Origin of the sequence: Nocardioides sp. zg-1228 (assembly GCF_017086465.1) — a bacterium.
Classification (GTDB): Bacteria; Actinomycetota; Actinomycetes; order Propionibacteriales; family Nocardioidaceae; genus Nocardioides.
Genome location: NZ_CP070961.1, coordinates 2,476,351 through 2,495,919 on the forward strand (window position 1 = coordinate 2,476,351; position 19,569 = coordinate 2,495,919).

Consider the following 19,569-nt stretch of genomic DNA (forward strand, 5'->3'; position numbering starts at 1 on the left):
CGCCCGTCAGCCCGTCAGCCCTTCAGCCGCTCGCGGGCCTCGCGCGCCGCCTCGACCTCGGACCTGGCCTCGTCGACGGCCTCCTCGACCTCGGCCTGCGCCGCCTCGGCCTCGGCGAGCTGCTCGTCGACCTCCTCGAGGGTGTCCTCGAGCGTGGCGATCCGCCCGCGCAGCTCGTCGATCTCGGACTGGACCTGGAGCGTGCGCGCCTGCAGCTTCTCGACCGACCGGCGGGCCGCCCGGTGCTCCTTCTCGTGGTCCTTGAGCGCGCTGCGCGCCTCGGCGAGCCGCTCGTCGGCCGCCGACCGCGCCTTGACGTCGGCGTCGGGATCGGGGACGACGTGGAGCTGCGGACGCTGCGTCGGGTCGGGACCCGGCGCCGGGCGGGCCTTCGCACTGAAGCCGAGCGCCTCGGGCACGGCCACGGCGCCGCCGAGGTCGAGGTCGCCCAGCCCGGTCGCCGACAGCGCGCTCACCAGCAGGCCGCTCCGCACGGCGCGCGCGGCGTCGGGCTCCAGCATGGCGGCGGTGAGGGTGGCCTCGACCTGCTCGGCCACCGACTCCGTCGTCCGCACCCCCTCCTCGCGCGCCATCCGGCGCGCCGCGGTGGTGACCGACGCGGTCAGCTGGCGGCGCTGCTTGGTGAACTCGCGCAGCTGGGTGGCGTCGAGGTTGTCCTGCGCGTCGCGCAGGGCCTCGCCGACGGCCAGCACCTGGTCGACCTGGTCGGGGTCGCGGCGCACGAGCAGGTTGACCACCCACGCCGCGACGGACGCCTTGCGCAGCCCCTTGATCGAGGCGGCGAGGTCCTTGTCGGCCCTGTGCTCCTTGACGAGCGCGTCGCGCGCGGGCGTGAAGTCGGCGAGCGGCAGCGCGTAGAGGTCGTCGGCGATCTCCAGCAGCGGGTCGGCGTCCGGCATGCACCGATCCTAGGGAGCGGCGTACTCCACCTCGGTCGGATGGGGCGGCCAGGGGCACTCCTGGGTGACGCCGCTGGGTGCCCAGCCGAGGGACTCGTAGAGCCGGCGCGCCCTGGCGTTGGCCTCGAGGACCCACAGCCGCCGTGCTCCCGCGGCCTCGGCGCGGAGGAAGCCCTCCCTGCCCAGCCCGGCGCTCCAGTGGTCGGGCCGCACCGCCAGGTGCCGCAGCGTGGAGCCGTCGTGGGCGGCGAGGGCGACCAGCCCCTGCCCGTCCTCGACGACCTCGACGCTCACCTCCGGGTCGTCGAGGAGCAGCACCCAGCGCGCGAGCACGTCGTCGTCGGGGTAGGGCAGCTCGCCGAACACGTGGGCGAGCCCGACCTGGCTCGCGACGCGCTCGAGGTCGCGCAGCGCCACCGCGTCGTCCGCGGTCGCCCGCCGCCACTGCGCCGCGCTCACGGGCGACCCGCCTCGTCCCAGGCCCGGTGGGCGGCCCGGGTGCGCTCCCACAGCGACGCCCACTCGTCGTCGGAGACGTCGTCGACCGCGAGCAGCAGGTCGTCGACCAGCGCGCCGCGCCACTCGGCGTACGACGTCAGGTCGCGCTGGTCCTTCCCACCCCGGGTCATGACCTGGTGCACCAGTCCCCGCACGGTGCGCTGGTGCGCCCCGTCGATGCGCTGGGCGACGACGACGCGGCGGAAGGGCGAGTCCGGGCCCCGGCTCAGGGTGTCGTGCGCCGCCTCGACGGCCTCGGCCGAGTGGTCGCGGGACGTGACGACCAGGCCCCGCAGCACGCCGCCGGGCAGGTGCCGGTAGGTCCAGGCGGCCGGCCCCGTCGGGCGCCCGGCCGCCTGCGCGCCGTAGCCCGCTCCGATGCCGAAGGACCACCCGTCGACCACGTGGTCGCCGCGCACCAGGGGCAGCGGCTCGGCGAAGCCCTCCCCCAGCCCGGCGTCCGCCCACCAGTGGCCACCGGGGTTGTCGTCGGCGGGCAGCCCGGACACGACGAGGACCAGATGGTTGAGGGCGGTGCCGAGCTGGTCCTCGGGCCGGAACCAGACGTGGCCGTGGCGACGACTGACGGCGAACCCGAGCCGCTCCAGGAGCCAGCCGAGCGCGCCGTTCTGCTGGAAGCAGTAGCCGACCCGCCGACCGCCGGCGGCACGCGCGGCGGCCGCGACCGGGTCGACCGGGTCGGGACGGCCGAGCATCGTGGAGAGGTTGTCGTAGGGGATCCGGGCGACGTGGGCACGGTGGAGCTCGCGCAGCCCGGCCAGCGTCGCGGGCGGCGCGGCATCCAGCCCGAGGCGCGCGAGGTAGGCCCCGACCACGGTGTCGTCGTCCACGCTGCTCCTCGCTCTCGCCCACCCGGCCACCGGGCGCGCGACGACCGTAGCCCGTGGCCCCGCGCGCGCGTGGGCATACCCCATATCGGGGTTGAGCCGCCCGGCCGGCCGGTGTTCAGGTGAGGACGGTCTCCCGCTCGGGACGCCGGGCTGTGGGGATGTGGTGGGGATGCGTCGACGACTCCGTGCGCTGGTGGCGGCAGCCTGGCTGCCGGTGGTGCTCGGCCCGCCCGCGAGCGCCGACGCGCCCGCGCCCGTCCCCGCCCGGGTCACCGTCATCCAGGCCGTGCCCGGTGCCTCGGTCGACGTCTCCGTCGACGGGCGCGAGGTCGCAGCGGGGGTCGCCGTCGGCGACGTGCTCGGCCCGTTCGACCTGCCGTCCGGCGACCACGAGATCAGCTTCCGCGGCGACGGCGTGCGCGTCGACTCGACCCTGGACGTCGGCGCCGGCGAGGCCAGCGACGTCGTCCTGCACCTGCCGGCCGAGGTGGGCGGCGACCCCGTCGTCCACTCCTACGCGGCGCCCGCCGGCCCCATCGGCCCCGGCAAGGCCCGCGTCCTCCTCGCCCACACGGCGACCGTCGCCCCAGCCGACGTCGAGGTGGACGGGCAGACCGTCTTCACCAACATCGCCAACGGCGAGTTCGCCGACGCCGACGTGCCGGCCGGGTCCATCGAGGTCGCGCTGCTGCCCTCCGGGACGGACGCCGACCCCATCCTCGGACCGCTCGAGGTGACGCTGGAGCCCCGGACGCTCTCGATGATCTACGCCTACGGCAACCCGCGCGACGGCTCGATGAACGTCATCGCGCACACCGCCCGGCTGGCACCCGACGGGAGCGTGCGCCCCTCGCGCATAGAGACCGGCTCGGCGGGGCTGGTGCGCGCCCCGGTCGCACCGTTCGGGGCCTCCGCCGCCGACCCGGCCGCCTCCGGTCCGTGGCCCGCTCTGCCACCCGGTCCGTCACCCGGGGCGTGGTCCGCCCTCGCCGTGGCAGCGCTGGTGGCGGCAGGGCTCCTCGTGCGCGCCCGGCGCCCCCGCGCCTGCCTGCGTCACCCGCGAGCCCGCACCTCCGCGCGACCACCCGCGGGATGACCCGCAGCGCACCGGGGATCCTGGTCTCCGCCGGTCTCCTCCTCGCCGCCGCCGGGTGCGCCGGGACCGGCCCCGCCGCGACCCCACCGGCGGCCGACGACCCGACCACTCAGGCCGCGGACCCCCGTCCCCAGCCGGTCCTCCCCGCGCGCCGGGCGCGATCGGAGGTGTCTCCGCGCCGACCGGCCAGCGCCACGCTCCCCAGCGGACGCGTCGTCCCCGTGACCGCCGCGGGCACCACCGGGGCCGGCGTCCTCGACGTCCCCGACGACGTCGACGTCGCCGGATGGTGGCGCGGCGGCTCCCGGATCGGCGACCCGTTCGGCTCGATCCTCCTCGCGGCGCACGTCGACTCGTGGACCGAGGGACTCGGACCGTTCGCCGAGATGCTCACGACCTCGGAGGGCGCGCGGGTGCGGCTCGAGGCCGACGGCCTCCGGCAGGACTTCGAGGTGACGTCGCGGCGGCTGGTGCCGCAGGGCGGCCTCGCGGACGACGCCTGGATCTACGCCGCGGCCGGCGATCTCCGGCTGACGCTGGTCACCTGCGCGCCGCCCTACGACGCCGGCCGCGGCGGCTACCAGAACCTCGCCGTGGTGAGTGCCCGGCCGATCGGTCCCCCGGAGACGACATGAGCCCGAAGAAGCCCTTCCAGAAGCGCCTGCCCACCGTGCTGCCGCCCGCGCCGCGCCGTCCACCCGAGCAGCAGGCCTCCGCGCGGCGCGCGCCCCGCCCGGCAGGACCCCGTGCCGCCGCACCCGCCTCACCGGCGCCCGCACCCGCCCCCGCCGCTGTCCCCGCCCCTCCTCCCGCTCCTGTCCCCGCCCCTGTCCCCGCCGCTCCCCCCGCTCCTGTCCCGGTCGCCGGCCCGGACCGGCCGAGCCGGCCGGACCGCCGGACGCCCCTGCTCGTGGCGCTCGCGCTCGCGGGGGTCCTCGGAGGCGCCGTCGGGGTGTGGCAGGTCGTCGGGGTGGACGGGTCGTCGCGCCCACCGGCGGCCGCCCTGCCGATCGACGGCTGGCCCGCGGCGGGCGAGTCGCGGGCCGTGACCGAGGTGCGCGCCGACGGCGACCTCGAGGTCACGCACTGGATCCACTCCGACCTCCCGCTCGACGAGGTCGGGCTCACGCTGCCGGACCTCGACGGGGCCGTCCAGATCGCGGCGGCCGACGTGGAGGTCGTCGCCGACGGTCGCACCGCAGCCGGGCCGCGCGTCGTGCCCGCGGGCGGGTCGTCGTACTCCTTCGCCGAGGCGACGCGCATCCAGGTGCGCTACCGGCTCACGGGTGCGGTCGAGCGGAGCTCGTCGGCCGACGGCCGCGGGCTCGCGACCACGACGTCGCTCGACGTCACCGCGACCCAGGCGCGCGACGTGCGGGTGGTGCGGTCGCAGGAGGTGCTGTCGCTGGCGTGTGCCGCGCCCGACCGCCGGCCCACGCCGTGCGGCACCTCGGGCGGGGTGTCGGGCGGCACGGACCAGTGGCGCGTCGAGCTCACCGGGGACGACCCCGTCGACCGGGTGCTCGCCGTGGTGACGATCCCGTCCTGAGCGGCGCGATCAGGACTCGTCGAGCCCGTTCTCGATGGCCCACCGGGTCAGCTGCACCCGGTTGTTCATCTGCAGCTTGCGCAGGGTGTTGTGCACATGGTTCTGCACGGTGCGGTGCGAGATCACCAGGCGCCCGGCGATCTGCTTGTAGCTCATGCCGGTGGCGACCATCTTGAGGATCTCGGTCTCCCGCTCGGTCAGCTGGTCACGCGGGTCGTCGGCGGGGCCGTCGGCGATGCGGCGGAACTCCCCCAGCACCAGCCCGGCCAGTCCGGGGGTGAACACCGTGTCGCCCTCGGCGACCCGGGCCACCGCGTCGATGAGCTCGGCGCTGGAGGCCGACTTGACCAGGTAGCCGGTGGCACCGGCCTTGACGGCGTCGAGGACGTCGGCCTGCTCACCGCTGGCGGAGAGGATCAGCACGCGGGCCGCGGGGTCGTGCTCGAGCATCATGCCGGTGACCTGCACCCCGCTGTGGTCGGGCAGCTGGAGGTCGAGGACCACCACCTGCGGCGCCGCCGCGGGAAACCGGGCCATCGCCTCACGCCCGTTGGCGGCCACCGCCACGACCTCGTGCCCGGCCGCCTGCAGGTCCCGCTCGACCGCGTCGCGCCACATGGGGTGGTCGTCGACCACCATCACCCTGACCATGCGTCCCCCCTCCGAGAGCTGGGCAGGAGACTAGACCAGTCAGGCGCCGGGCGGGACGTAGCGACCGCGGCGGTGCGCCAGGGGCTCGTCGTCGTCGCCGACCACCACCTCGTCGAGGGTGCAGGTCACCAGCCGCGACCACCCGGCCTCCGCCTGGGTCTCGACGCTGACCAGGGCCCAGGTGCCGGCCCGCGCCAGGCGCGGCCCGTGGGAGGTGTCGACCCAGTCGGCCATCCGCCACGGCCCGCCGGGCGCGGGGGCGGTGCCGGCGAAGGCGTCGGCGAGGCCGCGGTCGTCCCACGACAGCAGCTGCACGACGCCCCGTCCCGACTCGAGCAGCAGCTCGGTGAGGTCGGCGTCCGGGTCGAGCAGCGCCACCACCCGGCCGGGCTCGCCGCCCGCCACGAGCCACGACGTCACCGTCAGGCCGGCCCGCTCCGCGTCGTCCCCGGCCGTCCACAGCGAGACGGACCCACCGAGGCGCCCGCGCAGGCGGCGTACGGGGTCGTCCGGGGTGGGGAACGGGTGGCCGGCGTGGATCGTCACCCGCCTCACGCTAGCGGCACCGCCAGCTCCCACGCGGTGCCCCACTCTCCGCTCTGCACGGTCGCGGTGCCGCCGAGCGCCTCGACGCGCCCGCGGATCGACGACGCCACGCCCAGGCGCCCCTCGGCCTCCGCCTGGTGGAGCCGACCGGGAGCGATCCCGGGACCGTCGTCGCGCACCGAGATCGTGATCGCTCCCGGCCCGGCCTCGGCCAGGACCCACGCGGTGGCGTCGGGGCCGACGTGGGCGAGCACGTTGTCGAGGCACGCCTTGACCGCCGCCACGGTCTCGGCCACCACGTGGGCGTCGACCGGCACGGCGCCACCGGGGGTGGCGACCTCGACCCGCACCGGGTGCGCGGTGGCCATGGCCTCCAGCGCGCCGGCGAGGTCGACCAGGTCCCCGGCCCCCGCCGGCACGGTGTCCTGCTGCCGGATGAGCGAGCGCAGGCCGCGCTCCTGCTCGCCCGCGAGCCGGCCGAGCTCGGCCCACTGTCCGCCGCTGGCCGCCCCCTGCCGCTGCACCATCGCCAGCACCTGCAGGACGCCGTCGTGGACGGCGCGAGCCAGGCGCGTGCGTTCCTCCGCGGCTGCCGCCGCCCGCTCGGCCTCGTCGCGCTCGCGCGCCATGCGCTGGAGCGACTCGCACAGGTAGCCCACGATCGGGCCGCCGATGACGACCAGGAAGACGTTGCCGTAGTTGCCCTGGTCGACCACCTGACGGGGCAGCAGGTCCGCCACCGACAGCACGACGGCGGCGACGAGGCCGCCCTTCCAGTGCCAGTGGATCGCCCACGCCAGCAGGGCGCCCATCACCCAGAAGCCCGGCAGGGTCGCGAGGAAGCCCTCCGACTTCAGCCACGGCGTGACCGCGATGGCCGCGACGGCGATCAGCAGGTCGGCCACCAGCAGGGCCGGCGTACGGGTGGCGGGACGGCCGTAGAGCCAGATCGCGGCACCCGTCCACACGACGAGGCCCAGCACGACGGCGAGGGCGACGTCGGGGTGGGCGAAGCTGTCGCGGCGGTAGGCGTTGAGGCCGACCATGTTGACGGTGACGACCACCCGCACGAGCGCGAGCGCCGAGTAGAGGCGGTCCTCGACGGCGAGGGCGGAGTCGGCCCGCGGGTGCACCGGCAGCGGGCGCCGCAGGAGGCTCAGGACGCCTTCCGATCGGGCTGCCCGGGCCCGTCGTCCGACTGCTCGCGCGCCGCCTTCTCCCGCTCGGCCTTCTCGCGGTCGGCCTGCTTGGCCCTCTCCTTGTCGAGCTCCTTGGCCTTGCTCGCGTAGAGGTCGACGTACTCCTGGCCGGAGAGCCGCATGATCTCGTACATGATCTCGTCGGTGATCGAGCGCAGGATGTAGCGGTCGTTCTCCATGCCCGCGTAGCGGGAGAAGTCGAGGGGCGCGCCGAAGCGCACGACCGGGCGCGTCCAGGTGCCATAGACCTTGCCCGTGGGCGCAACGACGTCGGTGCCGACCACCGCGCACGGGATGACCGGGGCGCCGCTCTCCAGGGCGAGCCGGGCCACCCCGGTCTTGCCGCGGTAGAGCCTGCCGTCGTGGGACCGGGTGCCCTCGGGGTAGATGCCGAAGAGGTCGCCCGCGGCGAGGATCCTCATCGCCGACTTCATCGCGCCCTCGGCGGCGTTGGCGCCGGATCGGTCGATCGGGACCTGTCCGGCGCCGGTGAAGAACTTCTTCTGGAACCAGCCCTTGATGCCAGGGCTGGTGAAGTACTCCGCCTTGGCCACGAAGGTCACGCGACGGTTGAGCGTGAGCGGCATGAACAGCCAGTCGGCGTAGGAGAGGTGGTTGCTCGCGATGATCGCCGGACCCACCTCGGGCACGTTGTCCACCCCGTAGACCTTGGGCCGGAAGACGAGTCGCAGGACCGGCCCGAGGGCGATCCACTTCAGGAACCAATAGAGCACTGTCCGAGACTATCCCTGCTGCTGGGCGGTGACCCGCTCGATGAACTCGGCGGACTCGGCGAGGATCCGCGGGGCGTCGTGGTCGAGGGTGGCGACGTGGTAGCTGTCCTCCAGCACCCGCTCCTCGAAGTCGGTGGACGACAGGCCCGCGTGCAGGGCGCGCGAGCTCGCGATGTCGACCACGTGGTCCTCGGCCGAGCGGAAGAACAGCACCGGGACGGCGATCCTGGGCAGGTCGCGGCGCAGGTCGGCGTAGCCGGCGAACATCGACGCGGCCGCCCTCAGCGGCGTGGTCGGGTAGCCGTGCTCGTCGGCGCCCGGCTTCTTGATGTCGTTGGCGATGCCCGGCATCCCCGGGAGGACGTGCTTGAGCAGGGGCAGCAGCTTGACGTCCTTGCGCAGCGTGTCGACCGCGGGGTTGACGACGACGATCCCGGCGAGGTCCTCACCGTGGTCGGCGGCGAGTCGCAGGCACAGCGCACCGCCCATGGAGAGCCCGACGGCCACCACGGCGTCGTTCTCCGACGACAGCTTGTCGAGGGCGCCCTCGACGGTCGCGACCCAGTCGGCCCAGGTGACCTTGTTGAGGTCCTGCCAGCGGGTGCCGTGACCGGGGAGCAGCGGCATCTCGACGGCGTAGCCGCGTGCCGCGAGGTCCTCGGCCCACGGTCGCATCGAGACGGGGTTGCCGGTGAAGCCGTGCTGCACGAGCACGCCGATGCGCCGTCCGCCCGTCAGCTCGGGCCGCGCAGGCGTCGACATCGGCGCGACCCGCTCGGGGTCGAGGAGCGGGGCCCGGGTGCCCGGGAGGGGGAGCTTCACGCGCACAGTGTGCACCAGCCCGGCACGGCCGCACCCGGACGCGTCGGAGCGCCGCACCGGTCGTCCGGCGGAGGGCCCCCGAGCGACCCCGCGACGTGGAACCAGTCCCCCGCTACCGTGGACCGTGTGAGTCGCCCGGAGGACGAGAGCCGCACCGAGCTCGCGTGGCGCGAGATCGTCGCCCACTACGGCGAGCGCGCCGTCCTCGACGACCAGGCGCGCTCCTCGCCCAGCGCCGACGCGCCTCCCGCCGACCGGGTCGAGGAGCCGAGCGACGACGCGGCGGGTGCCTCGGCTGACGACCCCACGGTGCCCCCGTCGGACGAGCTGTCGGACGAGCTGCCCGAGCACCTGCGCGACGTCGACGAGGTCGAGCGTCGCGAGCAGGCGATCGCCCGGGCCGAGCAGTTCAAGCCCCCTCCCGCGCCGCCCTTCCCCGTCCCGCGCACCTGGCAGCGGGGACTCGCCTGGGCCGGGGTGTTCGTCTCACCGGTCGTCGCCCTCGTCATCGGCCTGTTCTCCTTCTACGTCGCTCCCCTGGTCGGCTGGGCGCTCGTCGGCTGGTTCGTCGGCGGGTTCGTCTACCTCGTCCTCGACATGCCGAAGGCTCCGCGCGATCCCTGGGACGACGGCTCGCGCGTTTGAGCGCCGGTCACGATCCGCGGGGCGTAGGGTCTCGCGCGTGGGGGCGCGCGAGACGGTCGAGATCACGGGTCACCTGATGGACAGCGGCATCCTGTCGCGCGTCCTCGACGACATCCGGGAGTACGGCGGCGACTACGTCATCGAGGAGTTCGACGTCGGTCACGACGCGCACGACCCGAGCTGCGCCCGCCTCACCGTCGAGGCCCCCGACGACGACTCCCTGCAGCGCCTCCTCATGCGGCTTCAGACCCGCGGGGTCAACCAGGTGCTCCACGGCGACGCGACGCTGGTGGCCGCAGCCCACGACGGGGTCCTGCCCGACGGGTTCTACGCCACGACCAGCCTCCCCACTCGTGTCCGGCTGGACGGGCGCTGGCATGACGTCGAGGCCCCCGAGATGGACTGTGGCCTGGTCGTCGAGACGACGCCGTACGGCGACCACCGCGTCCGCACGATCCCGATGCCCGACGTCGTGCGTGGCATGCGCGTCGTGACGGGCGCCACCGGCATCCAGGTGAGCGTGCCGGGTCGCCGCGTGGCACCGTCCGCGAGCGGCTCCGCCGAGGGCGACGTGCCCGACCGGCCGCAGGCGATCTTCGTGCGGCAGGTCGCCGACGGGATGCGCGAGGCGCGCTCGGACGGCAAGCCCCTGATCTGGGTGGCCGGCCCGGGGGTCGTGCACGCCGGAGCCGTGCCCGCACTCGTGGCGCTGGTCCGAGACGGTTGGGTCGACGTGCTCTTCGCGGGCAACGCCGTCGCGGCCCACGACGTCGAGGCGGCGCTCCACGGGCCGGGCATCCGTGGCGTGCGCGGCTACGAGCACGGCCACGAGCACCGGGTGCGGGCCGTCAACACGATCCGCAAGGCAGGCTCGATCGCGCAGGCCGTCCGTGACGGGGTGCTGACGAGCGGGCTGATGCACGCGCTCGTCACGCACGACAAGCGGTTCGTGCTCGTCGCCTCGGTCCGCGACGACGGGCCCATGCCCGAGGCCTACACCGACGTGGTCGAGGGACAGCGGGCGATGCGCGCGGAGGTCCGCGGCGCAGGCCACTGCATGATGCTGGCGACGCGGCTCCTCGCCTCCGCCACGGGCAGCCTCCTGCCCGCCACCGTGCCCCTGGTGTGTGTCGACAGCGACCCCGCCACGGTCAGCCGGCTCACCGACCGGGGGGCCAACCCGGGGCGCGGCATCGTGACCGACGTCGCCCTGTTCCTCGAGCAGCTCGCACTGGAGCTGGTGCCCGACTACCGCTGGGCGTGAGCCGCCGACACCAGCAGGGCCGCCCCGATCATGCCCGCCTGCGGGCCCAGCCGGGCAGCGAGGACGTCCGGGGTCCGGCGGTGGGCGCCGCCGACGAGCGAGCGTCGCAGCGCCGCGCGCGCCGGCTCCAGCAGCAGGTCGCCGGCGGCAGACAGTCCACCGCCGACCATCACGACCTCGGGGTCCAGCGCCGCGACGAGGTTGGCCGTGCCGACCCCGAGCCAGTCGCCCACGGAGGCGAACGCCTGCGCCGCCACCGGGTCGCCGCTGCCGGCCGCCGCCGTCACCATCGGTCCGCTCACCCGGTCGAGGTCGCCGTCGGCGGTCTCGTGCAGCACCGACGGCTGCCCCGCCGCCAGCGCGGCGCGGGCGTGACGGACGAGCGCGTTGCCGGACGAGTACTGCTCCCAGCAACCCCGCCGCCCGCACTCGCACGTCAGGCCGTCGGGGACGACCTGCATGTGCCCGAACTCGCCCGCCATGCCGTTGGCGCCCCGCACGACGCGACCGTCGAGGAGCACGGCGCCACCGATCCCGGTGCCCATCGTGATCATCAACGCCGACCCTGCCCCCCGCGCGGCGCCGTGGGTCGCCTCCGCCCGCGCGGCGCAGTTGGCGTCGTTGTCGAGCAGGACGGCACACCCGAGGCGGTCGGCGAGCAGCTCGCGCAGCGGCTCGCCCTGCCACGGCAGGTGCGGCGCGAACATCACCCGCTCCCCCGCCCGGTCCACGAGTCCCGCGGCGGCCACGCCCACGCCGGCGAGTGGCGCCCCGGCCGCGGCCTCGACGACGGCCTCGACCAGCGCGTCCTCGACGCGGCTGGTCACCACCCGGCGGCCCGGGGTCGTGCGCCGCGCCGTGCGGGTGACCCGGCCCTCGGCGTCGACCACACCGGCCAGGACCTTGGTGCCGCCGATGTCGACCCCGACCACCACGCCCGGCGCCCGGCCGCTCACGGGTCCTCGGGCCACTCGTCGTCGAGGTCGATGTGCTCGACGTCGGGGTCGTCCTCCCGGCGGGGCGTCCGGGGACCCCGCGTCGCCATGACAGCGGAGAACGCCTGCGCGAGCGACGCCGCCGCGGCGCCGAGGTGGGCACTCACCTCGGGACTGGTCTGGCGCACCACGGCCACCATCCGGCACACGGGACACACCGTGCACTCGGCCGAACCGGTCGCGAGGTGGTCGTCGAGGTCGTGGGCGGACGCCGCGAGGTGCGACGCCAGGCCGGTCAGCCCGTCGCCGGCCTCGTCCGCGTGCTCGCGGGCCCAGCCGGAGAGGGCGCCGAGCAGCCTGGTCGCCTCCTCCCCCAGCGATCCCACGGCGTGCGGATCGGCGTGCGGATCGGGGTGCGGGTCGGCGTGCGGATCCGTGTGCCGGTCGGCGTGCGGGTCTGCGTCGGTCACGAGGCCTCCTCGGGCACGTCGTCAGGGTCGGCGTCGGAGTGGGCGTCGGGGTGGGCGTCGGGGTGGGCGTCGGGGTGGGCGTCGGCCGCGCGGGCCGCACCGTCGACCGGGGCGGTGAACCGGACCTGCAGCTCGCCGTCGCGCACCCGGGCCCCGGAGACGCGATGGCGCGCGAGCCCGGTCGGCAGCGTCAGGAGCCGGCGGTAGGAGGCCACCGAGACGATCAGCTCGTCGCCCTTGCGGACCAGCCCCACGTCGTCCTGGGCGGCGAGCGGCAGCGGGAGCGACACGACGACGGCACCGGGCGTGGTGCGCACCGACATCCCCGGCGCGGAGGTGCCGTGTCCCAGCGGGTCGGAGCCGTCGTACACCGACGCCGCGACCTCGAGGAGCTCGTCGCGGCCCACGGGCTCCGTGGCCCGGTAGACCGATCGGCGCACGTCGAGGCCGGCGAAGGAGTCGGCCGCGTCCTCGAGCCGACGACGCTGCGCCTCGACCCAGGTACGGCGCCACTCGTCGGCCCCCTCCTCGGGGAACACCCGGTTGACGATCGCCGTGTCGACGCTGTAGCCGAAGAGCGTGAGGAACGTGTAGGCCCGACGCGCCTCGGCCAGCACGACCGACTCGGGCGTCAGGACCAGCCGCACGGATGTCTCGGGCCCGGTGAGCACGGTGCGTACGTCGTCGAGGTCGGCGTGGAGCCGTTCGATGGCGTCGAAGACCGAGTCCTCCGGCATCGGCACGCCGGCCGCCCTGGTCAGGACCGGCTTGAGCGCCTTCACCACGCGGCGCTGGGCGGGCAGGACGCGTCCCATGTACCACCCGAGCGCCTCGGGGAGGGCGAGCAGGCGCAGGGTCTCGGCCGTCGGCGCGCAGTCCACCACGAGGACGTCCCACTGCCCCGACCTCGCCTGCGCGCGCACCTCGAGCAGGGCCAGCACCTCCTCGGCGCCGGGGATGACGGTGAGCTCCTCGGCGGCGACATGGTCCACCCCGGCCACGTCGAGCACGCTGAGGAGGTAGCCCTGGATGTCGGACCAGGACCGGTCGAACCGTTCCTGGGCGTCGACGTGCTGGACCCACAGGTTGTCCGCGGCCTCGGTCGGCTCGGACGAGGCCGCGACGTCCAGCGCGTCGGCCAGCGAGTGGGCGGCATCGGTCGACAGCACCAGGGTCCGGTGGCCGGCGGCCGCCGCTGCGCACGCCGTGGCGGCGGCCAGCGTCGACTTGCCGACGCCGCCCTTGCCGGTGAACAGCAGGATCCGCATGCCCGGACCGCGTGTCAGAGCGACTCGACGCGCTTCTTGAGGCCCTTCAGCGCGGCGTCGATGAGGATCTTCTCGCCCTTGCGCTTGAGCATGCCGATGAGCGGGATGCTCACGTCGAGGGCGAGCCGGTAGGTGACCTCGGTGCCGCCGTCGCCACGGTCGACGAGCGTGTAGGCGCCGTCGAGCGCCTTCAGCATGTTGCCCTCGACGAGGGTCCAGGTGACCTCCCGGTCACCGTCCCAGTCATAGGCGAGGGTGTACTCGTCCTTGATCGGGGAGACGTCGAGCGCGAAGTAGACCTGCTCGGCGCGGTCGCCCGTCCCGGGGACCGTGACCTCGGCCTTCTGCACCCCCTTGGCCCACTCGGGGTAGGCCTCGAAGTCGGCGATGACGGCCATCACCTCGGCCGGAGGAGCGTCGACGACGATCGACGAGGAGGTCTGTTCGGCCATGGCCGGAGCCTAGCCCACCGCCGCGCCCGTTCCGGCCCGGTGCCACCGGGCCTGCGGCCGGCGGAAGTCCGCGGGATAGCCTGCGGATCGCAGTCCACCATCTCCAGGAGGTTCCACCGTGCGTGAGTACTCCACGCCGCTCTCCATCGCGATCCCCACCACGGGGAACCTCACCGACGACGTCGTGACCAACGCGCGCGACTTCGCCGAGACGGCCGTGTTCAGCCGCCCGACCGAGGACGGCGGCTGGGTCGACGTCACCGCGGCCGAGTTCCACGACGACGTCCGCGCGGTGGCCAAGGGGCTCGTCGCCGCAGGCGTGGAGGTCGGCGACCGGGTCGCCCTGCTGTCCAAGACCCGCTACGAGTGGACCCTCCTCGACTACGCCATCTGGTTCGCCGGCGCCGTGACGGTGCCCATCTACGAGACGTCCTCGGCCGAGCAGATCGGGTGGATCCTCCAGGACTCCGGCACCCGGGCCGTCGTCGCGGAGGGCTCCGACCACCTCGCCCGGGTGCGCGAGGCACGCGGGTCCAACGACCTGGCCGAGCTGCAGCACGTGTGGTCGCTGCAGGACAACGCCGTCGACGTGCTGCGCCGGCTCGGCTCCGACATCTCCGACGAGGTGCTGGAGCAACGGCGCACGTCGGCGACGCCGCTCGACCTGGCCACCCTCATCTACACCAGTGGCACGACCGGCAAGCCCAAGGGCTGCATGCTCACCCACGGCAACTTCATGTTCGAGCTCGGTGTGGCCGTCGACGAGCTCGCGGAGCTCTTCGACACCGAGGGCGCCTCGACCCTGCTGTTCCTGCCGCTGGCCCACGTCTTCGCGCGCATCATCCAGGTGGGCTGCGTGAAGAGCCGGGCCAAGATGGGCCACAGCTGCGACATCAAGAACCTGGTGGCCGACCTCGGCGAGTTCAGGCCCACCTTCATCCTGGCCGTGCCCAGGGTGTTCGAGAAGGTCTTCAACAGCGCCTCGCAGCGGGCGACCGCCGACGGCCGGGGGAAGATCTTCGACCGCGCGGCGGACGTCGCGATCGCGTGGTCGCGCGCCTCCGACGGCAAGCGGGTGCCCGCCCGCCTGCGCATCCAGCACGCGCTCTTCGACCGGCTCGTCTACGCCAAGCTGCGGCAGGCGCTGGGGGGCAGCTGCCGCCACGCCATCTCCGGAGGCGCACCGCTGGGTGACCGGCTCGGCCACTTCTACCGCGGCATCGGCGTCCCGGTGCTCGAGGGCTACGGCCTGACCGAGACGACGGCCGCCCTGTCGGTCAACCTGCCCGAGGCCACGAAGATCGGCACCGTGGGACGTCCGTTCCCCGGCACCAGCGTGCGCGTGGCCGACGACGGCGAGCTGCTCTTCCGCGGCGGGCAGGTCTTCGTCGGCTACTGGGGCGACGAGGAGGCCACGGCCGAGGCGATCGACCGCGACGGCTGGTTCCACACCGGCGACGTCGGCGAGGTCGACGACGAGGGCTTCGTGCGCATCACCGGCCGCAAGAAGGAGATCATCGTCACGGCCGGCGGCAAGAACGTCGCCCCCGCCGTGCTCGAGGACCGGCTGCGGTCGCACGCGCTCATCGACCAGTGCCTGGTCGTGGGCGACGGCCAGCCCTTCATCGGTGCGCTCGTCACCATCGACCGCGAGACCTTCCCGGCCTGGGCGGAGCAGCACGGCAAGGTGCCCGACCTCAGCGCCCTCGTGGACGACCCGGACCTGGTCGCGGCGGTGCAGGAGGCCGTCGACGAGGCCAACAAGTCGGTGTCGAAGGCGGAGTCGATCCGCAAGTTCACCATCCTCACCGATGAGTGGACCGAGGAGGGCGGCCAGCTCACGCCCAGCCTCAAGCTCAAGCGGCGCGTGGTGATGCGCGAGACCCGCGACGAGATCGAGGCGCTCTACCTCGGCTGAGGCCGTCCGCAGGATCAGCCGTGACTAGGTCGGACTAGTCACTTCGGGCCATGCCGAGGCAATGATCGGGTGGTTTGCCAGGTTTAGCCCGCGCCCACCGATCGCAGACCCCTAGATTCCTGTCGCTGGGGATCATCCGGGACCCCCCGACGACCTGCGAGAGGGGTGCAACCCGCGTGTCCGCACACAGCCTCAGGTCTCGCGCAGGTCGACAGCATCCTGCCCGTACGCCGTCGTCCCCGACCTCGGTCGCCTGACCCCGTACGGACACCCCCACCCGAAGGAAGACTCCATGGCTCGCCGCTCTGTCCTACTCGCAGTCGCGCTCGTCATCGCGCTGGTCGGCACCGCGCTGATCGTGCTCTACGTCCAGGGCATCGACAAGCGTGCCACCGCCGGACAGGAGCTGGTCGAGGTGCTGGCCGCCACCGACACCATCGAGGCAGGCGAGTCCGTGGCGGCCGCCATGGAGGCGGGCAAGTTCGAGGAGCGTCAGGTCCGTCGCGAGGACGTCGTCGACGGTGCGCTCTCCTCGACGGGATCCATCTCCGACCTGGTCGCGCTCGGCACCGTCTACGCTGGCGAGCAGGTGATCGCCCCCAAGTTCGGCACGATGAGCGACACCGAGGGCCTCCTCATTCCGGACGACAAGGTCGCGATCTCGGTCGAGCTCAGCGACCCGGCGAGGGTGGCCGGCTTCGTCAACCCGGGGTCGGACGTCGCGATCTTCCTGTCCGCCGATCCGGTCCGCAAGCTGCCCGACGGGACCGAGCAGACGCTGCCGCCCTACACCCGCCTGCTGCTGCCCAAGGTGCAGGTCATCGGTGTCGGCACGTCGAGCATCTCCTCCACCACCACGACCACCGACGAGGGCGAGCAGGTCGTCGAGCAGGTGCCGCGGGCCATCCTCACGCTCGCCGTCGACCAGAAGCAGGCCGAGAAGGTGATCTTCGCCGCCCGCAATGCCGAGATCTCGTTCGCCCTTCTCTCCGGGGACTCCAAGATCGACGACGGTCCGGGCGTGAGCGCCGCCGACCTGATGCCCGAGATCTTCCGGACAGCCTCGTGACCGCGATCGTCGAGTCCGACCGAGGGCACCTCGCCCTGCTCCAGGCGATGCTGCACGGGTCGCAGGCCTTCGGCACGATGGAGGAGCTCGGCGATCACATCAAGGTGTCCCCCACGGAGTTCGCGGTCGTCGTCGGTCCCTCCATCACCTCCGAGGACGCAGCAACGCTGGCCCAGTGGGCCCGGGTCCACCGTCCGGACCTCGGCGTGATCTTCCTGCGCCACGAGGTGGACAGCAACGCGCTGTCGCTCGCGCTGCGCTCGGGCATGCGCGAGGTGGTGGCGGCCAAGGACCTCGCCGGCATCACGACGGCCGTGCAGCGCGCGCGCAACGTCGCCTCGGCGATCGCCCAGACCCTCGAGGGCGAGGTGCAGGCCGCGACGCAGAACGCCGTGCAGTCCGCCCAGGCGGCCGCCGCCGCGGCCACCGAGGCGGAGAACGCCCCGCGGGGCAAGGTGATCACCGTCTTCTCGACCAAGGGTGGCGTCGGCAAGAGCCTCGTCGCCACCAACACCGCGGCCGCCCTCGCCGACCTCGGACACCAGGTCTGCATCGTCGACCTCGACGTCAACAACGGCGACGTCGCGATCATGCTGCAGTCCACCCCCAGCCGCACAGTGGGCGACCTGATCGCGTTCAACGGCGACATCGACGCTTCGGCCGTCGAGTCGTTGGTGACGCCCCACTCCCCGGGGCTGTCGATCATCGCCGCGCCCGTGCACCTCGACGCCGTCGACAAGGCGACGAGCGAGGACGTCGGCAAGCTCCTGGACACCCTGCAGGGGATGTACGACTTCGTCGTCGTCGACACGTCGGGATCGTTCGACGACCTGGCGCTCACCGCCCTCGACCGCTCCGCGACGATCGTGCTGGTCGCCACGCTCGACATCCCCTCGCTGAAAGGGCTCAAGCTCGCCACCGGCACGCTCGACCTGCTCAACTTCGAGCGCAGCTCGTGGACGCTCGTGCTCAACCGGGCCGACGCGAAGGTCGGTCTGAGCGTCGACGAGTTCGAGTCGACCGTGAAGCTCAAGGCCGACCACTCCCTCGAGTCGAGCCGTGACGTGCTCGCGTGCGTCAACCGGGGCGAGGCGATCGTGCGTGCCCACCCCAACCACATCAACAGCAAGGCCTTCAAGGCACTCGCCGCGTCCCTGGCGGCCTCCCTCGCCCCGAAGGTGCCCGCCCAGACCACCGCCGACGCCCGGAAGCCCGCCGGCCGTCTCCGACTGAGGAAGGCCTGACGTGAGCCTCACCGACCGCCTGGCTGCGGCCCGCTCCCGCACCGACGCCACCTCCGCGAACGGCTCCAACGGGGCTGCGACGTCGGGTGAGGACAACCTCCCCGCGACCTCGACCACCGGGGTACGCAAGAAGGCGGCGCCGACCGATCCGTTCGTCGACGTCAAGCGCGCGGTCCACGCCCAGCTCGTCGAGGCGCTGGGCCCCAAGCTCTACGACACGCACATGACCCAGAGCGACCTGGAGCAGCAGGTGCGGATCGCCCTGGCGCGCGCCATCGACGACAACGACCGTCCGATGTCGTCGGCTGACCGCACTCGGATCTCCCAGGAGATCGCCGACGACATCCTCGGCTACGGACCGATCGAGCCCCTCCTCCGCGACTCCAGCCTCTCCGAGGTCATGGTCAACGCCTACGACTCGATCTACGTCGAGCGCGGCGGCAAGCTCGTCAAGGTCGACACCTCGTTCTCCGACGAGGCCCACCTGCGCCGCACGATCGACAAGATCGTGAGCAAGATCGGCCGGCGGGTCGACGAGACCAGTCCCATGGTGGACGCGCGACTGCCCGACGGCAGCCGTGTCAACGCCATCATCCCCCCGCTCGCGCTGGACGGCTCGAAGCTCACCATCCGTAAGTTCTCCGAGGACCCCTTCACGGTCGAGGACCTGATCCGCTTCGGCAGCCTGAGTCGCCCCTCCGCGAGCCTGCTGGAGGCCTGCGTGCGGGGACGGCTCAACATCCTCGTCTCCGGAGGCACCGGCGCGGGCAAGACGACCACCCTCAACGTGCTGTCGTCCTTCATCCCCGAGGACGAGCGGATCGTCACCATCGAGGACGCCGCCGAGCTCCGGCTCGGGCAGGACCACGTGCTCCGCCTCGAGTCACGACCGCCCAACATCGAGGGCAAGGGTGCGGTCCTGATCCGCGACCTGGTCAAGAACTCCCTGCGCATGCGGCCCGACCGCATCGTCGTCGGTGAGATCCGCGACGCCGCCGCGCTCGACATGCTCCAGGCGATGAACACCGGCCACGACGGCTCGATCTCCACCCTGCACGCCAACACTCCCCGCGACGCCCTGGCGCGCCTCGAGACGATGGTGCTGATGGCCGGCATGGACCTCCCGGTGCGCGCCATCCGTGAACAGGTGTCCAGCGCTGTCGACCTCATCATCCAGCAGACCCGGCTCAAGGACGGCACCCGTCGGATCACGGCGATCACCGAGATCGTGGGCATGGAGGGTGACATCATCACCACCCAGGACGTCTTCATGTTCGACTACAACGCTGGGGTGGACGACCAGGGCAAGTTCAAGGGCCACCTGGTGTCGACCGGGCTCCGTCCCCGATTCCTGGAGAGGCTGCAGGACCACGGTGTCCGCGTCGACCCCGCGATCTTCATGACCACCCGGGCGGGCGCATGAGTGCCTCGCTGCTCC

21 protein-coding genes are annotated in these 19,569 nt (G+C 73.5%); 9 read left to right on the top strand and 12 right to left on the bottom strand.

Annotated features, from left to right (window positions below; translation table 11 throughout):
* Window positions 1–14: 14 nt before the first annotated feature.
* From JX575_RS11940 to JX575_RS11950, 3 genes are read right to left on the bottom strand one after another with little or no spacing between them, the layout of a single operon-like run.
* Window positions 15–920, bottom strand: a complete 906-nt coding sequence (locus tag JX575_RS11940) for a hypothetical protein (protein ID WP_186341035.1) — start codon at window positions 918–920, stop codon at window positions 15–17.
* A 9-nt stretch (window positions 921–929) separates the two neighbouring features.
* A complete protein-coding gene (locus tag JX575_RS11945; protein WP_186341034.1) occupies window positions 930–1,379 on the bottom strand; it encodes a GNAT family N-acetyltransferase in 450 nt (149 codons plus the stop codon).
* Window positions 1,376–2,269: an arylamine N-acetyltransferase gene (locus JX575_RS11950; protein ID WP_186341033.1), complete on the bottom strand. Its 894-nt coding sequence runs from the start codon at window positions 2,267–2,269 to the stop codon at window positions 1,376–1,378. The genes JX575_RS11945 and JX575_RS11950 overlap by 4 nt, the downstream gene beginning before the upstream one ends.
* 169 nt (window positions 2,270–2,438) lie before the next feature.
* Here JX575_RS11950 and JX575_RS11955 point away from each other — a divergent pair, with 169 nt between their 5' ends.
* The 3 genes from JX575_RS11955 to JX575_RS11965 all read left to right on the top strand — a co-directional run bounded on the left by JX575_RS11955 (window position 2,439) and on the right by JX575_RS11965 (window position 4,914).
* Window positions 2,439–3,365: a DUF4397 domain-containing protein gene (locus tag JX575_RS11955; protein WP_186341032.1), complete on the top strand. Its 927-nt coding sequence runs from the start codon at window positions 2,439–2,441 to the stop codon at window positions 3,363–3,365.
* Window positions 3,362–4,000 carry a class F sortase gene (locus tag JX575_RS11960; protein WP_186341031.1) on the top strand — a complete coding sequence of 213 codons (639 nt, stop codon included), beginning with the start codon at window positions 3,362–3,364 and terminating at the stop codon, window positions 3,998–4,000. Before JX575_RS11955 ends, JX575_RS11960 begins: the two co-directional genes overlap by 4 nt.
* Before the next feature lie 275 nt (window positions 4,001–4,275).
* On the top strand, window positions 4,276–4,914 hold the full coding sequence (locus JX575_RS11965; protein WP_186341030.1) for a hypothetical protein: 639 nt from the start codon (window positions 4,276–4,278) through the stop codon (window positions 4,912–4,914).
* Between the two features lie 9 nt (window positions 4,915–4,923).
* Here the strand turns inward: JX575_RS11965 and JX575_RS11970 are convergent, their stop codons facing one another.
* From JX575_RS11970 to JX575_RS11990, 5 genes are read right to left on the bottom strand one after another with little or no spacing between them, the layout of a single operon-like run.
* Window positions 4,924–5,565, bottom strand: coding sequence for a response regulator transcription factor (locus JX575_RS11970; protein ID WP_186341029.1), 642 nt, complete (start codon window positions 5,563–5,565; stop codon window positions 4,924–4,926).
* A 39-nt stretch (window positions 5,566–5,604) separates the two neighbouring features.
* Window positions 5,605–6,111: a flavin reductase gene (locus tag JX575_RS11975; RefSeq protein WP_186341028.1), complete on the bottom strand. Its 507-nt coding sequence runs from the start codon at window positions 6,109–6,111 to the stop codon at window positions 5,605–5,607.
* Window positions 6,112–6,116: 5 nt separating this feature from the next.
* A complete protein-coding gene (locus tag JX575_RS11980; protein WP_241005125.1) occupies window positions 6,117–7,244 on the bottom strand; it encodes a DUF5931 domain-containing protein in 1,128 nt (375 codons plus the stop codon).
* Between the two features lie 23 nt (window positions 7,245–7,267).
* Window positions 7,268–8,044 carry a lysophospholipid acyltransferase family protein gene (locus tag JX575_RS11985; protein ID WP_186341027.1) on the bottom strand — a complete coding sequence of 259 codons (777 nt, stop codon included), beginning with the start codon at window positions 8,042–8,044 and terminating at the stop codon, window positions 7,268–7,270.
* 9 nt (window positions 8,045–8,053) lie between these two features.
* A complete protein-coding gene (locus tag JX575_RS11990) occupies window positions 8,054–8,866 on the bottom strand; it encodes an alpha/beta fold hydrolase (protein WP_241005126.1) in 813 nt (270 codons plus the stop codon).
* 126 nt (window positions 8,867–8,992) lie between these two features.
* On the opposite strand from JX575_RS11990, the gene JX575_RS11995 reads away from it, so the two are divergent.
* Both JX575_RS11995 and JX575_RS19675 read left to right on the top strand, forming a co-directional pair.
* Complete coding sequence (locus JX575_RS11995) at window positions 8,993–9,511, top strand: hypothetical protein (protein ID WP_186341026.1); 519 nt, start codon at window positions 8,993–8,995, stop codon at window positions 9,509–9,511.
* Between the two features lie 37 nt (window positions 9,512–9,548).
* Entirely contained in the window at window positions 9,549–10,775 is a 1,227-nt protein-coding gene (locus JX575_RS19675) for a TIGR00300 family protein (RefSeq protein ID WP_186341025.1), read from the top strand.
* Here the strand turns inward: JX575_RS19675 and JX575_RS12005 are convergent.
* From JX575_RS12005 to JX575_RS12020, 4 genes are read right to left on the bottom strand one after another with little or no spacing between them, the layout of a single operon-like run.
* Entirely contained in the window at window positions 10,760–11,731 is a 972-nt protein-coding gene (locus tag JX575_RS12005) for an ROK family protein (RefSeq protein WP_186341024.1), read from the bottom strand. The genes JX575_RS19675 and JX575_RS12005 overlap by 16 nt on opposite strands.
* Window positions 11,728–12,180 carry a hypothetical protein gene (locus JX575_RS12010; RefSeq protein WP_186341023.1) on the bottom strand — a complete coding sequence of 151 codons (453 nt, stop codon included), beginning with the start codon at window positions 12,178–12,180 and terminating at the stop codon, window positions 11,728–11,730. Before JX575_RS12010 ends, JX575_RS12005 begins: the two co-directional genes overlap by 4 nt.
* Window positions 12,177–13,448, bottom strand: a complete 1,272-nt coding sequence (locus JX575_RS12015) for an ArsA family ATPase (RefSeq protein WP_206054382.1) — start codon at window positions 13,446–13,448, stop codon at window positions 12,177–12,179. The genes JX575_RS12010 and JX575_RS12015 overlap by 4 nt, the downstream gene beginning before the upstream one ends.
* 14 nt (window positions 13,449–13,462) lie before the next feature.
* Window positions 13,463–13,900, bottom strand: a complete 438-nt coding sequence (locus tag JX575_RS12020; RefSeq protein ID WP_186341022.1) for an SRPBCC family protein — start codon at window positions 13,898–13,900, stop codon at window positions 13,463–13,465.
* A 118-nt stretch (window positions 13,901–14,018) separates the two neighbouring features.
* Between JX575_RS12020 and JX575_RS12025 the strand changes: the two genes are divergently transcribed.
* The 4 genes from JX575_RS12025 to JX575_RS12040 all read left to right on the top strand — a co-directional run bounded on the left by JX575_RS12025 (window position 14,019) and on the right by JX575_RS12040 (window position 19,554).
* Window positions 14,019–15,818: an AMP-dependent synthetase/ligase gene (locus tag JX575_RS12025; RefSeq protein WP_186341021.1), complete on the top strand. Its 1,800-nt coding sequence runs from the start codon at window positions 14,019–14,021 to the stop codon at window positions 15,816–15,818.
* Window positions 15,819–16,110: 292 nt separating this feature from the next.
* Complete coding sequence (gene cpaB, locus JX575_RS12030; protein WP_186341020.1) at window positions 16,111–16,887, top strand: Flp pilus assembly protein CpaB; 777 nt, start codon at window positions 16,111–16,113, stop codon at window positions 16,885–16,887.
* Window positions 16,884–18,131: an AAA family ATPase gene (locus tag JX575_RS12035; RefSeq protein ID WP_186341019.1), complete on the top strand. Its 1,248-nt coding sequence runs from the start codon at window positions 16,884–16,886 to the stop codon at window positions 18,129–18,131. The genes cpaB and JX575_RS12035 overlap by 4 nt, the downstream gene beginning before the upstream one ends.
* Window position 18,132: 1 nt before the next feature.
* The gene (locus tag JX575_RS12040; protein ID WP_241005127.1) at window positions 18,133–19,554 is read left to right on the top strand and encodes a CpaF family protein; all 1,422 of its coding nucleotides are present in this window, start codon (window positions 18,133–18,135) and stop codon (window positions 19,552–19,554) included.
* The last annotated feature ends 15 nt before the right edge of the window (window positions 19,555–19,569 follow it).